Origin of the sequence: Intrasporangium sp., assembly GCF_051961875.1 — a bacterium.
Lineage (GTDB): Bacteria > Actinomycetota > Actinomycetes > Actinomycetales > Dermatophilaceae > Intrasporangium_A.
Map to the genome: position 1 here is coordinate 1 of NZ_JBQCCV010000281.1, position 12,304 is coordinate 12,304.

General features: G+C 70.6%; 16 protein-coding genes. 3 read left to right on the forward strand and 13 right to left on the reverse strand.

Annotation, left to right across the window (positions count from 1 at the left end):
• From ACTHJJ_RS17510 to rplS, 7 genes are all read right to left on the reverse strand, one after another.
• Positions 1-408 (reverse strand): magnesium chelatase domain-containing protein (locus ACTHJJ_RS17510; protein ID WP_440304227.1); only part of this gene is annotated, 408 nt, incomplete at its 3' end.
• Positions 405-800, reverse strand: a complete 396-nt coding sequence (locus tag ACTHJJ_RS17515; RefSeq protein ID WP_440304228.1) for a YraN family protein — start codon at positions 798-800, stop codon at positions 405-407. The genes ACTHJJ_RS17510 and ACTHJJ_RS17515, both read right to left, overlap by 4 nt.
• Before the next feature lie 161 nt (positions 801-961).
• Positions 962-1,285 carry a DUF2469 domain-containing protein gene (locus ACTHJJ_RS17520; protein WP_440304229.1) on the reverse strand — a complete coding sequence of 108 codons (324 nt, stop codon included), beginning with the start codon at positions 1,283-1,285 and terminating at the stop codon, positions 962-964.
• 7 nt (positions 1,286-1,292) lie between these two features.
• Positions 1,293-2,036: a ribonuclease HII gene (locus ACTHJJ_RS17525; protein ID WP_440304230.1), complete on the reverse strand. Its 744-nt coding sequence runs from the start codon at positions 2,034-2,036 to the stop codon at positions 1,293-1,295.
• Between the two features lie 7 nt (positions 2,037-2,043).
• Positions 2,044-2,928 (reverse strand): signal peptidase I, encoded by an 885-nt coding sequence (gene lepB, locus ACTHJJ_RS17530; protein ID WP_440304231.1) that lies wholly within the window; start codon positions 2,926-2,928, stop codon positions 2,044-2,046.
• On the reverse strand, positions 2,928-3,578 hold the full coding sequence (gene lepB, locus ACTHJJ_RS17535) for a signal peptidase I (RefSeq protein ID WP_440304242.1): 651 nt from the start codon (positions 3,576-3,578) through the stop codon (positions 2,928-2,930). The genes lepB (ACTHJJ_RS17530) and lepB (ACTHJJ_RS17535) overlap by 1 nt, the downstream gene beginning before the upstream one ends.
• Positions 3,579-3,783: 205 nt before the next feature.
• Positions 3,784-4,161 (reverse strand): 50S ribosomal protein L19, encoded by a 378-nt coding sequence (gene rplS / locus ACTHJJ_RS17540; protein ID WP_440304232.1) that lies wholly within the window; start codon positions 4,159-4,161, stop codon positions 3,784-3,786.
• 241 nt (positions 4,162-4,402) lie between these two features.
• On the opposite strand from rplS, the gene ACTHJJ_RS17545 reads away from it, so the two are divergent.
• The gene (locus tag ACTHJJ_RS17545; RefSeq protein ID WP_440304233.1) at positions 4,403-5,158 is read left to right on the forward strand and encodes an ABC transporter permease; all 756 of its coding nucleotides are present in this window, start codon (positions 4,403-4,405) and stop codon (positions 5,156-5,158) included.
• On the opposite strand, the gene trmD is transcribed toward ACTHJJ_RS17545, so the two are convergent.
• A complete protein-coding gene (gene trmD / locus ACTHJJ_RS17550) occupies positions 5,144-6,271 on the reverse strand; it encodes a tRNA (guanosine(37)-N1)-methyltransferase TrmD (protein ID WP_440304234.1) in 1,128 nt (375 codons plus the stop codon). The two genes, ACTHJJ_RS17545 and trmD, sit on opposite strands and share 15 nt — an antisense overlap.
• A gap of 77 nt (positions 6,272-6,348) precedes the next feature.
• Between trmD and ACTHJJ_RS17555 the strand changes: the two genes are divergently transcribed.
• The gene (locus tag ACTHJJ_RS17555) at positions 6,349-7,017 is read left to right on the forward strand and encodes an O-methyltransferase (protein ID WP_440304235.1); all 669 of its coding nucleotides are present in this window, start codon (positions 6,349-6,351) and stop codon (positions 7,015-7,017) included.
• Between the two features lie 19 nt (positions 7,018-7,036).
• Here ACTHJJ_RS17555 and rimM read toward each other — a convergent pair whose 3' ends face one another.
• The 5 genes from rimM to ACTHJJ_RS17580 all read right to left on the reverse strand — a co-directional run bounded on the left by rimM (position 7,037) and on the right by ACTHJJ_RS17580 (position 10,658).
• Complete coding sequence (gene rimM / locus ACTHJJ_RS17560) at positions 7,037-7,573, reverse strand: ribosome maturation factor RimM (RefSeq protein ID WP_440304236.1); 537 nt, start codon at positions 7,571-7,573, stop codon at positions 7,037-7,039.
• Between the two features lie 152 nt (positions 7,574-7,725).
• A complete protein-coding gene (locus tag ACTHJJ_RS17565) occupies positions 7,726-7,968 on the reverse strand; it encodes an RNA-binding protein (RefSeq protein ID WP_440304237.1) in 243 nt (80 codons plus the stop codon).
• Between the two features lie 2 nt (positions 7,969-7,970).
• Complete coding sequence (rpsP, locus tag ACTHJJ_RS17570) at positions 7,971-8,468, reverse strand: 30S ribosomal protein S16 (RefSeq protein WP_440304238.1); 498 nt, start codon at positions 8,466-8,468, stop codon at positions 7,971-7,973.
• Positions 8,469-8,647: 179 nt separating this feature from the next.
• On the reverse strand, positions 8,648-9,580 hold the full coding sequence (locus ACTHJJ_RS17575; RefSeq protein WP_440304239.1) for a GNAT family N-acetyltransferase: 933 nt from the start codon (positions 9,578-9,580) through the stop codon (positions 8,648-8,650).
• The gene (locus ACTHJJ_RS17580; protein ID WP_440304240.1) at positions 9,570-10,658 is read right to left on the reverse strand and encodes an amidohydrolase family protein; all 1,089 of its coding nucleotides are present in this window, start codon (positions 10,656-10,658) and stop codon (positions 9,570-9,572) included. The genes ACTHJJ_RS17575 and ACTHJJ_RS17580 overlap by 11 nt, the downstream gene beginning before the upstream one ends.
• An 855-nt stretch (positions 10,659-11,513) precedes the next feature.
• Here ACTHJJ_RS17580 and ACTHJJ_RS17585 point away from each other — a divergent pair.
• On the forward strand, positions 11,514-11,936 hold the full coding sequence (locus ACTHJJ_RS17585) for a hypothetical protein (protein WP_440304241.1): 423 nt from the start codon (positions 11,514-11,516) through the stop codon (positions 11,934-11,936).
• Positions 11,937-12,304: the final 368 nt, after the last annotated feature.

Below are 12,304 nucleotides of genomic sequence, written 5' to 3' on the forward strand. Positions count from 1 at the left end.
CCGGACCCCGGCCAGCGCGGCGGCGTGGACGGCGGGGAGGATTCCCTGCACCGACCGGACCGACCCGTCGAGGCCGAGCTCGCCGATGTGGACGACCCCCTCGACCACGCGCTGCGGGATCGCCCCCATGGCCGCCCCGACGGCCACGAACGTGGCGAGGTCGAAGCCGGTGCCGATCTTTCGCAAGCCGGCTGGGGACAGGTTGACGGTGACCCGGCGCTGGCCGGCCTGGATGCCGACGGCCGCCGCGGCGGCCTTGATCCGGTCCGGTGACTGGCTGACGGCCGAGTCGCCGAGCCCGCTGATGATGAAGGCGGGCAGGCCCGCAGCGACGTGCGCCTCGACCTCGACGGGGAACCCGGTGACGCCGCGAAGGCCGATCGACCGCGTCCGGCCGAGCCCGCTCACTGGACGTCCCTCAGGTGCTCGATGCGGGCGGGCCCGACGCGGGGACGCAGGATCGACACGACGTCGATGCGTGCCGGCCGTCCCCGCCACCGGGCGTCGGCAGCATCACGCCACAGGCCGCTCAACAGCCGGAGCCGGGCGAGCTTGAGCCGCGTGACCGCCTCGAAGGGCGCACCGAACGCCTCGGTGGTGCGCGTCTTGACCTCGACAAACGCCAGGCACCCGTCGTCGAGGGCGACGATGTCGATCTCGCCGCGCACACACCGCCAGTTGCGGTCGAGGATGGTCAGGCGGTGCTCGCGCAGGTAGCGCACGGCGAGGCGCTCACCGTAGGCCCCGAGCGCGCGGGTGGCGGGCACTGCGGTGTGAGGGGTCGTGGCTGGGAGGTTCATGCCCCCCACCCTGTTGGCCGCCCGCAAGCCTGGGAAGCGAGCAGGCGGCGTCTGTGGACGAGCGGTCAGCAGCCGGTAGGGATGTGGACGAGGCGCGGAGTCGTCAGCCGAGCATCACGGGACCGCGCCGGCGCGCGGGAACCCGCCCAGCGGCATACGGCTCAGCTGCCGAAGTCTCCGGACTCCGGCAGCTTGATATCGGGCTTGGGGAGCTCCTCGATGTTGACGTCCTTGAACGTCACGACGCGCACGTTCTTGACGAACCGCGCCGGTCGGTAGATGTCCCAGACCCAGGCGTCGCTCATCGTGACGTCGAAGAAGACCTCGCCACCGTCCGTGCGCACCTTCATGTCGACGGAGTTCGCCAGGTAGAAGCGCCGCTCGGTCTCGACGACATGCGTGAACAGGCCGACGACGTCGCGATACTCCTTGTAGAGCTGCAGCTCCATCTCGGTCTCGTACTTCTCGAGATCTTCCGAACTCACCGACCACTCACCCGACCGTCGTTCCCGTTGGGTCACCCGGGATGGGCGCCACCTGCTCATCATGCCCGACACCGGGCAGCCGCCACGACCGGCGGTGCAACTCGCAGGGGCCGAGTCGCGAGAGCGCGTCCATGTGCTCCGGTGCCGCGTAGCCCTTGTTGAGGTGCCAGCCGTATGACGGGTGGTCAGCTCCCAGCTCGACCATGAGGGCGTCGCGCTCCACCTTCGCGAGCACGCTCGCGGCCGCGACCGAGGAGCACTTCAGGTCGGCTTTGATCATCGTCGAGACCGGCGGCGTCGCCGGCCCGCCGGGCTCGGTGAACGCGAGCAGCCCGACCTCGGTCGGTGCGGTGAGCCAGTCGTGGTTGCCGTCGAGGCTCACGAGGTCGGGGGTCAGCTCGATGGCGGCGAGGGCCCGCAGGCCCGCGAGCCGGAGGGCCGCCATGATGCCGATCTCGTCGATCTCCTCGGGGCCCGAATGGCCCACGGCATAGGCAATCGCCCACCGCTGGATGCGTGGGACGAGGCCCTGGCGCGCCTTCTCTGTCAGCAGCTTCGAGTCGCGGATGCCTGTCGGTGCGCTGCGGACCGTCTCGTCGATGACCACGACTCCGACGGTCACCGGGCCGGCGAGGGCACCACGGCCGACCTCGTCCATGCCCGCGAGCAGCCGGTGTCCCTGGCGCTGGAGCTGGCGCTCGACCCGCAGGGACGGCTTCTTCGACGGAGCAGGTGGTGCGGGAGGCGTCATGGCGTGTTCAGGAGGCCTTCGACGTCGTCTTCGCCGGCGCCGGCGTGGTCGCCGTGCCAGTCTTGACCTTCGGGAGCTGGGTCGGCGAGACGGACGACGGCGCCGGCACCTTGTCGAAGGTGCGCGCAGGCACGCCGAGCCACGTCACGTGGTCGATCGGCCAGACGATGAACAGGGCCCGGCCGACGATCTTCGACATCGGGACCGAGCCGTCCTTGCCGCCCGTACCGTCGTCGTGGAAGCGGGAGTCAGACGAGTCGGAACGGTGGTCGCCCATGACCCACACCGAGTCGGGCGGGACAACGATGTTGAACGGCTCGTCGCTCGGGTGGTCTCCCGGCTTGATGTACGGCTCGGTGATCTCGACGCCGTTGACCTTGATCTTGCCCTTGCCGTCCGCTTGGACGTGGTCGCCGGGGAGCCCGATGACACGCTTGATGAGGTGGTTCTCGGAGTCCTCGGGGAGCAGCCCGACGAAGACGAGCATGTCGTGGAAGGGGCCACCGAACGTCGACGGCTGGTTGTACTGCGCTCCCTGGAGCCAGGGCTGCGGTGTGCCCGGGTCCTCGAAGACGACGACGTCGCCGCGTCGCAGCTCGAACGGGCCGGGCGTCAGCTTGCTCACGATGACGCGGTCGTCGGGGACGAGGGTGTCCTCCATCGAGCCGGACGGGATGTAGAACGCCTGGAACAGCCACGTCTTGACGACGAACGAGAGCACCATGGCGAGGACCACGACGATGACGATCTCGCGCAGCCCGGCGAGGATCGAGGCGCCGAAGCTGCGCGGCGTCTCGTTGTCGTACTCCCCTTCGATCGGGTCCTCCGCCTCGAGACCCGGACGCCCGGACGAGGTTGTGTCCTGGGGGCGCTCGGGCTGCTGCGTCGACATCACTGACCGTTCCGTGGAATCGCGGACAAAGGGACTTGCGAGAGGGTACCGATCCGACCGGGCGGCCAGTATCGCACCCAAACCTGACCGATGATGTCCTCTCCGGGGACCATGCCGCCACCCGGCGCGCCCAGCTGTGAACGCGAGTCTGCCGACGCCGAGCGGTGGTCGCCCATGACCCAGTAGCGGTCGGCCGGCAGGGTCACGTCGAACGTCGTTGCGCTGGGCGCATCGCCGGGGAAGAGGTAGGGCTCGTCGACCGTGACGCCGTTCACGACGAGACGCCCGTGCTCCGAGCAGCAGCGCACATGGTCACCGGGCAGGCCGATGACCCGCTTGACGTAGTCGGTGTCCGGGCCCTGGCCGACGATGCTGCCGATGGCATCGACGACCCGCTGCAGCAGGCCCGGCGTGTCCTCGTGGAGGTTGAACGCCGTGGAGGCGTCGAAGACGACGACGTCGCCGCGGCCGACGTCCTGTGGCGTTCCGAGGCGGGTCACGAGGATGCGGTCGCCGACTTCGAGGGTCGGCTCCATCGAGCCGGTCGGGATCGAGAACGGCGCAAGGAAGAAGGCCCGCACCACGATGACGGCGAGCAGGATGACCGCTGGCGGGATGAGCCATCGCAGCCTCCGGTCATGGCCGCTCAGTCCGTTACCCCTTCGCCTGTGAGCGCTGCGATCCTGGACACTCCCCTGCGGATGACCCGACTCGCCGTCTCCGGCCGACCTCTCACGGTCCTCCGGAGAGGGCAACGGCGCGGTGGGAGCCACTTGCCGGTCGCTGCTCCCCCTCATGGAGGAGCCGGGAACCGGGCGCGCCCCACCGCGCCGTCCGAAGATCAACGCGCCGGTGTCACTGGGACTTGCTGGCCGCCTTGGCGGGCACGGTGTCGCGCTTCTCCTTGATCTTGGCGGCCTTGCCGCGCAGACCACGCAGGTAGTACAGCTTCGCGCGGCGGACGTCACCGCGGGTGACGACCTCGATCTTGTCGATGATCGGGGTGTGCAGCGGGAAGGTCCGCTCGACGCCGACCCCGAAGGAGACCTTGCGGACGGTGAAGGTCTCGCCGACCCCGCCGCCGTGGCGACGGATGACGATCCCCTGGAAGACCTGGACACGCGAGCGCGTACCCTCGATGACCTTGACGTGGACCTTGACGGTGTCGCCGGCGCGGAACTCCGGCACGTCGTCACGCATCGACGCGGCGTTGAGCTCGTCGAACTTGTGCATGGCTGCTTCGCTTTCTCACGGTGCCACAGGCCACCGGGGTGTCATCTGCATCGAGACGTCCGTCGGGCCGCGTCGACCCGGTCGATGACCGGGCCGCACTCCCCCTGTGGCAGGGGCCGTCGAGTCCGGACGCAAGGAGCAATTCTGCCAGAGCCGGCCCGGTGCGTGAAATCGCGAGAGTGGCACCCGTCGGGCGGTGCGCCAGCCGCGCTCCCGGACGGGACGGTCATACCGTGTCGTCGTGACCATCAACCCCGGCTGGCCGGTCTATCTCGCCCTGGCCATCCTGCTCGCGGTCACCGTTGTCGCCAACCGCATCGCGCGGCTGGGCCTGGGCACGGACGCGATCGTCGCCGGCGTCCGGGCGGCGGTCCAGCTCACGGCGGCAGCGGCCGTCATCACCGTGGTCGTCCGGTCGATCTGGTGGTCCACCGCCGCCCTCGTCGCGATGTTCGTCATGGCGGTCGTGACGACGTGCCGACGGGTGGAGGCACCCGGGGCCTGGCCATGGGCCGCCGCCATGGCCTGCGGCATCCTGCCGGTGCTCGCTGTCCTGCTCGCGACCGCGACCATCCCGATCAAGGGGATCGCCCTGATCCCGGTCGTCGGAATCGTCCTCGGGAACACCATGACCGTGCACACGCTCGTGGGACGGCGTTCGTTCGCCGCGCTGCGCGAGGAGAGGGGCCAGTACGAGGCGTGTCTGTCCTTGGGGCTGCTGCCGCACCAGGCCATCGACGAGATCATCGCCCGCCGGGTCCCCGAGGGACTCATGCCGAGTCTGGACCAGGTGCGGACCTCGGGCGTTGTGACCCTCCCCGGCGCGTTCATCGGCGTCATGCTCGGGGGCGGCAGCGCCGTTCAGGCAGCGACCGCCCAGGTGCTCGTCCTGTTCGCGATCATGGCGACCCAGAGCATCACGGCCGGCGTCGAGGCCCGGCTCATCCGCGCGCGCCGCCTCCTGCCCCGCGACCTCACGGTCTCACTCGTCTCGTGACAGCCGCTTGACCCAGGCACCGCTCGTCGGGCGATAACCCGCCCGGCGGTAGGTCCGTGCCCTGGTGTCCGTCGGCTCCGGCTCGTCCACCACCAGAGTCCGTATGCCGCTCACCGCCGTCCGGGCCGCGACGTCGAGCAGGTCCCGGGCGACCTCGTCGGTGTCGAGGTCCGGCACCAGGGCAGGCGCCGTGATCCGCAGGCTCTCACCATCCGGGCGGACGTGCACGGCTCCGACGAGGCGGCCGCCGCGGCGGGCGAGCCAGGTCGTGCCGGCCTCCAGCTCCTCCCGGAGCGAGTCCATGGTCGGTGTGCGCCCCGACGCGCGGAGGACCGTGAGCAGCTCGGGCAGGTCACCGGGCGTGGCGACCTCGAGGTCGACGTCCGAGCCGACGGAGGACGTGTGGAGCAGGTCGGGGCGCCGGGCGGCGGTCCGGGCCAGGCGCTGCTCGTGCCTCCATTCGGCGATGGCCGCGTGGTTGCCCGAGAGCAGGACGTCGGGGACCGACCGGCCCCGCCACTCCCGCGGCTTCGTGTAGATCGGGTACTCGAGCAGGCCGTCCTCGTGGGACTCCTCGACGAGGGACTCGGCGTTGCCGATCACGCCCGGGATGAGCCGGGCCACCGCCTCGACGATGGCCAGCACCGCCACCTCCCCCCCGTTGAGGACGTAGTCGCCGAGGCTCACGACCGAGACCTCGAGGCCGAGGTCCTCCCGGGCGAACTCGTAGACCCGCTCGTCGATGCCTTCGTAGCGCCCGCAGGCGAAGGCGAGCCATGGCTCGGCCGCCAGCTCGCGGGCCAGCGACTGCGTGAAGGGTGTCCCTCCGGGGCCGGGGACCACCAGCCGCGGCCCCGACTCCATGGCACTGCCCTGCCCGGCGACGTGTTCCAGCGCCTCGGCCCAGGGCTGGGGCTTCATCACCATGCCGGCGCCGCCTCCGTAGGGCGTGTCGTCCACCGTCCGGTGCCGGTCGTGCGTGAAGTCGCGCAGATCGTGCACGTGCAGATCCAGCAGCCCGTCCTGGCGCGCCTTGCCGATGAGGGACAGGTCGAGGGGCGAGAGGTAGTCGGGGAAGATCGACATCACGTCGATCCGGAGGGCCGCGGGCATGGGGGGAATTGTGCCAGCCGTCCGGGGCGAGCCCCGATCGCTCGCCTCAGCGGACGCGGCGGGCCACGATGAGAGGCATGGACACTGACACCTGGACCACCGTCGATGCCTGGTTCACCGATCGCCTCCGGCCGAGGGACGACACCCTCGTCGACATCGTCGCGGCAGGTGCCGCCCTGCCGCAGATCCAGGTCTCCGATCTGCAGGGCGGGTTCCTCTCGGTCCTGGCGCGGGCGCTGCGGGCGCGGCGGATCCTGGAGATCGGCACGCTCTTCGGCTTCTCCACCGTCGTCCTGGGTCGCGCGTTGCCGGCCGACGGCCACCTCGTCACTCTGGAGGCATCAGCCGAGCATGCCCGGATAGCGCGGGACAACATCGACCGGGCCGGGCTGGGCGACCGGGTCGAGGTTCGGCTCGGTCAGGCGCTCGAGTCCCTGGCAACCCTCGCCGAGGAAGGGGCCGGGCCCTTCGACCTCGTCTTCGTCGACGCCGACAAGCAGAACAACCCGAGCTACTGGGACTGGGCGCTGCGGCTCACGCGCCCGGGCGGCGTCGTCATCGTGGACAACGTCGTCCGTGAGGGTCGCGTGACCGACGAGGAGAGCCGCGACCCGGACGTGGTGGGCACACGCGAGCTGACGGATGCCGTCAGCACCGCGATGGCCGAGGGCAGGGTCGATGCGACCGTACTGCAGACGGTCGGCTCGAAGGGGTGGGACGGCTTCCTCGTCGCCACCCTCACCTGACGTTCCCCGTGGGCTCGGGTCAGGGGTTGCGGTAGAGGTCGAAGAGGCCAGCCGGGGCATCGACGACGACGTGGTCCTCGGCGACCTCAGGCACGATCTCGTCGACGAAGGGCACGTATGCCGTGACGCCATCCGTCAGCTCGACCACGAGCCGGTCCTGGACGGCGCCGATGTCCAGGCCGGTCACGGTGCCAAGCACCCCGCCGCTGGGGTCGCGGACCTCGAGCCCGACCAGGTCGTCCTCGTACCAGGCGGCATCGTCTTCGTCGTCCTCGACGACGGCGTCGAGGTCGAGGACGAGGCGAGTGCCGCGCAGCCCCTCGGCACCGGTCCGGTCGGGCACCTCCTCGAAGGCGACGAGCCAGATCCCGTTGTGCACCCGGGTCGAGCGGATCGTCAGCTGTCGCGGGACGCCGGATCCGGGGCGGGCCTCGGTGTCGAGGACGCTACCGACCGCGAGGCGCGCCTCAGGGTCGTCCGTGTGCAGCTGGACCGTCACCTCGCCGCGCAGTCCGTGCGGCTTGCCGATCCGCGCCACCACCCTGTCCTCCGCCATGCCGGGATCCTTTCAGTCCTTGGGGCGAGCCTGCCAACCCGGCCCCGTGCCGGGACGGCGTGCGCTACGGCGCCGGGCTCAGCGGCATACCCCTGGAATTGCCGAGTGGGGCGCCCCGGGAACCGGGACGCCCCACTCGGGCACAATCGAACTCAGCGCGTCCGGTCCGTGTCGACGATGTCGATACGGACGTTCTCGCCCTGGGCGAGGGCGGACATCACCGTGCGCAGCGCACTGGCGGTCCGTCCGGAGCGGCCGATGACGCGACCGAGGTCGTCCGGGTGGACGCGCACCTCGAGCAGCTCCCCGCGGCGCAGCTCCTTGCGACGCACGACGACGTCCTCGTCATGGTCGACGATGCCCTTGACGAGGTGCTCGAGCGCTTCCTCGAGCACGCTCAGGACCCCTCGCTGGGCGACTCGGGCTTCTCGGCCTTGATGTCACGCTCGGCCTCGAGCTCGGTCGTGACCTGGGCCTCGACCGCGTCCTCGATGGCCGCGACATTCGCAGGGTCCTCGGCACGAGCCTCCGTGCGCTTCTCAGCCTTCTTCCGAGGCGTCGGAGCGGAGGTGTCGGCGGTCGACTTGCCGGCGGCCGCGACCGCAGCCTCGTAGCGCTCCTTCTTGGAGGGGCCCTGCTGCTTGGTCTTGACGTTGCCCTCGCGGACCAGCTTGATCAGGGCCGCGACGGCCTCGGTCGGCTGGGCGCCGTTGGTGAGCCAGTAGTCGGCACGCTCCATGTCGATCTCGATGAGCGAGGGCTCCTCGGTCGGGTGGTACTTGCCGATCTCCTCGATCGCACGGCCGTCACGCTTGGTGCGCGAGTCCATGACGACGACGCGGTAGAACGGTGCACGGATCTTGCCCATGCGCTTCAGACGAATCTTGACTGCCACTGGTGTGGTGTCTCCTGTTTCTTGTTGGTGAGCACGGCGAGACCGGGTGGGGACACGCGGGGAGCCGAGACTCGGTTGTAGGCACTCGCGGCTGGCGAGAGGGGCCGGACACGGGCGGGTACAGCGGACCATTGTGCCAGATCGCGCGGCTCCTCCCGACCACGCGGACCGGCGACCGCTCAGGGGTATGCCGCCCGCACGCGCAGGGCGATGTCGACCACCTGGCGCTTCGTCGGGTCGGCGACGGGTTCGACGACGGGGACCTGACCGGTATCGAACCCGGCGCGTGCGACGCCCATCCGCAGCTCCACCGGGGAGACGTGGCACTCGACGACGCCACCGACGGGCGACTGCCGCAGCAGCTCCCACAGGACGGCGGTGTCGGGGACGTTGCGGACGGAGAAGACGGGCAGGGACAGCTCGGCGGCAACGAGGTTGGCGAGCGGCTTGGCGTCGACGCCAGGAACCCCGTTGATCACCAAGGCCATTCGATGCGGGCGGTGCGCGCGGTAGGGCACGGCCGGCCAGTCGGAGGAGAGCATGGCGTAGCGGTCGTGGTCACGCCACGCCCGGTGTGGGTCGTTCCTGCCCGGCAGGTTGAGGTAGTCGCGCGAGAAGCCCTCGTGGACGAAACCGAGACTGCGGATGAGCCCGGCGGACCTGGTGTTCGTCGGCTGGATGTTCGCCTCGATGCGGTGCAGGCCCATGCCCGCCGGTTCGTCGGAGAACGCGATGTCGATGACGAGCTCGAGACCTTCGGCGAAGAGGCCCCGCCCGGCATACGGGTCGTAGGCGTCGTAGCCGATGGTCGCGCTCCGGAAGGCACCCCGGACCACGTTCGAGACGTTGACCCGGCCGACGAGGCCGTGCTCGCCCTCGGGGTCGCGCGCGTGGATCATGAACGTGCGGTAGGAGGGCGACTGGGCCGCGACGACGTCGCGCAGGTTGTTGGGGTCCGGGATCGCGAAGTCCGCGAGACGACGTGCGGACCGTGTCACGGCTTCGGTGTAGGCCGCCGTGTCGTCAGTCGTCGCCGGGCGCACCTCGACGCGCTCCCCCGTTCGCGAGAGCGGCTGGTGGAACCCGGGACGCAGCGGGAGGTCAGAGGACAACGCGACCTCGCAGCACGATGCCCTTGGGATCCGCGACGACGGTGATGTCCTCGCGCGGGTCGGCGCCATAGACGACGATGTCGCCGTCCTCGCCCTCCTCGATGCCCGGACGCCCGAGCCACTGCCGCGCGCCCCAGGTAGCGGCGCCGAGGACCTCGAGCGTCGACATGCCGGCCTTGGTGAGCTCGGCCATCTCTTGGGCGACGAGCCCGTGGGGCAGGCTGCCGCCGGCGTCGGTGCCGACGTAGATCGGGACCCCCGCCTCGTGCGCGGCACCGACCGTGGCGTGGCGACGCTCGTGCAGATCGAGCATGTGCCGGTGGTAGGCCGGGAACTTCTCCTTCGCGGGCGCCGCGATCTGCGGGAACTGGGCGATGTTGACCAGAGTCGGCACGATCGCGATGCCCTGGGCGGCGAAGGTGTCGATGGAGTCCTCCTGCAGCCCCGTGGCGTGCTCGATGCAGTCGATGCCGGCGGCGGCGAGGTCGCGCAGGGACTGCTCGCCGAAGCAGTGCGCGGTGACGCAGACGCCCTCCTCGTGGGCGGCCCGGATGGCCATGGCGAACGCCTCCTGGGACCAGCTCGGGGTCAGGTCGCCGACCTCGCGGTCGATCCAGTCGCCAACCAGCTTGACCCAGCCGTCGCCCCGGTGCGCCTCGAGCCGGACGTACTGCTCGAGCTCGTCCTCCTCGACCTCATGGGCGAAGTTGCGCATGTAGCGCCGGGTCCGGGCGATGTGCCGTCCGGCCCTGATGATCTTGGGCAGGTCCTCCCGGTCGTCGACCCACCGCGTGTCGCCGGGCTGCCCGGCGTCCCGGATCAGCAGGGCGCCGTGGTCCCGGTCGGTGAGCGCCTGCTCGAGGGCCACCTCGCGGGGCACCTCGCCGTGCGGGCCGAGACCGATGTGGCAGTGCGCGTCGACGAGGCCCGGCAGCACCCATCCCTCGACCGTCTGCACGTCGGCCGGGCCGGCGGGTGGGCTGAACGACACCTTGCCGTCGATGATCCAGATCTCGTCGCGGGTCTCCTCGGGGCCGACGAGCACCTGACCTCGCACATGAAGCACCGGCGCATCCATACGGCCGACCCTATCCACAACCACCGCCCGGCCCGTGTTGTCACGTCGCGCGTGGTGTCGCGGGCAGTGTCGCCATCACGACAGCAGCCGCGACACGAGACGCGACGGGCGTCGCCCGGTCCGCAGAGGCCGTCCACACCCCGGGTCGGCGCTGCCGCACCCTCCACAGGACCGGGGATCGGCATGGCCATCCCACCCGAGAACCAGCGACCGTCGGTGGCATGGACGAGATGACCCGGTTCACCATCGGCAGCCTCGAAGGCATGTCTCTTGGACGACCGCGGACCAGCCAGTCCTCTGACCCGCGGTCAGCGGGACTTGGGGACTTCGCGCTCCAGCAATGCGGCGTCGTCAGTCGTCAGCAGCTGTTGTCCGTCGGCGTGACGCCCGCAGAGCTGCGTTGGCGGCTCGGCCGGACCTGGCGGGCCATCCTGCCCGGCGTGGTGCTGCTCGAGCCCGGCCGGCCGACTACGGAGCAGCGACTCGTCGGTGCCCTGCTCTTCGCCGGTCCGGCGTCCTGGCTGGCGGGCCCTACGGCGGCAGCACTGCACGGAGTGCGTGGCGTGCCTGCCCTCGAGGTCGGCCAACGTGTTCATGTGCAGGTGCCCGCCCCGTTGCGGCCTCGGGACGTCATGTGGGTGTCGGTCCGCAGGACACATCTGCTCGACGAGCGGCTGATCGACCATGGGGCCTTGCGCTACTCGTGTCGAGCCAGAGCGGTCGTCGACGCCGCTGCTGCTGCCCCTTCGGAGACCGACACCCGAGCCATCATCATCGGTGCCGTCCAGCAGGGACTCGTCCGCGCTGAGGACCTGGCCCACTGGGTTGCGGTCCGTCAGAACCGGGGGCCGCCGGATGCTGCTGTCGGCCCTGGACGAGGCGATGAGTGGAGTGTGGTCGGTGCCCGAGGGCGACCTCCTGGCGCTTCTGCGGTCGTCGACGATCCTGCCCGAACCGATGGCCAACCCGCAGTTGAAGGACAACCGGGGAAGACGCCTCACGACGCCCGATGCCTGGTTCGACGACGTGGCACTGGCAGTCATGGTGCACAGCAGGGAGTTCCACGAGGGGCCGATGCAGTGGGAGCAGACCATCGAGGCGGACAGCGACCTCTCCGCACTACGGATCCCGGTCGTCGGCGTCACTCCCGCCTCGATCGCGAGGAACCCCCGACGGGTTCTGGCGCGGGTCGAGAACGCCTACCAGGAGGCGAGGGCAAGCGGCTTCCGACCGGCCGTCACGGCGACGCCGCGCGGCCTGGTGCCGCGCATTCGCTGATCGTGCGGGCGATCGGAAGAGGGCCTCCCGAGCGCGCACCGCCGCCGGTGCCGGCTCGCGTTGCATCCCGTGTCACGGCCCGACCCTCGCGTCGCATCTCGTGTCGCAGACAGTGTTGCCATCACGACAGCAACGGCGACACGACACGCGACACGCGGTCCCTGCCGGGCGCGGCGACGTCTGTCATCCGTGGCCGCGGGCCCCGAGGGCCGGGAGACGACGCTCGGCCTCAGCGGCCGCCGAGGAACTTCTCGAAGCCCTTGGGCAGCTGCGCGGGGTCGAAGTCGGGCAGGTCACCATCGCCGTTGCCGCCGGCACCCGGCATACCGAACGCGGAGGCAGCCGACTTCTGCCGGCTCTCGGCCTCA

What these genes read in the sequence shown, in the direction of transcription:
- ACTHJJ_RS17515 (WP_440304228.1), bottom strand. Translation starts at nt 800, where the DNA reads ATGAACCTCCCAGCCACGACCCCTCACACCGCAGTGCCCGCCACCCGC.
- ACTHJJ_RS17525 (WP_440304230.1), bottom strand. Translation starts at nt 2,036, where the DNA reads ATGACGCCTCCCGCACCACCTGCTCCGTCGAAGAAGCCGTCCCTGCGG.
- rimM (WP_440304236.1), bottom strand. Translation starts at nt 7,573, where the DNA reads ATGGCGGAGGACAGGGTGGTGGCGCGGATCGGCAAGCCGCACGGACTG.
- ACTHJJ_RS17585 (WP_440304241.1), top strand. Translation starts at nt 11,514, where the DNA reads ATGCTGCTGTCGGCCCTGGACGAGGCGATGAGTGGAGTGTGGTCGGTG.
- ACTHJJ_RS17555 (WP_440304235.1), top strand. Translation starts at nt 6,349, where the DNA reads ATGGACACTGACACCTGGACCACCGTCGATGCCTGGTTCACCGATCGC.
- trmD (WP_440304234.1), bottom strand. Translation starts at nt 6,271, where the DNA reads ATGCCCGCGGCCCTCCGGATCGACGTGATGTCGATCTTCCCCGACTAC.
- ACTHJJ_RS17580 (WP_440304240.1), bottom strand. Translation starts at nt 10,658, where the DNA reads ATGGATGCGCCGGTGCTTCATGTGCGAGGTCAGGTGCTCGTCGGCCCC.
- rplS (WP_440304232.1), bottom strand. Translation starts at nt 4,161, where the DNA reads ATGCACAAGTTCGACGAGCTCAACGCCGCGTCGATGCGTGACGACGTG.
- lepB (WP_440304231.1), bottom strand. Translation starts at nt 2,928, where the DNA reads ATGTCGACGCAGCAGCCCGAGCGCCCCCAGGACACAACCTCGTCCGGG.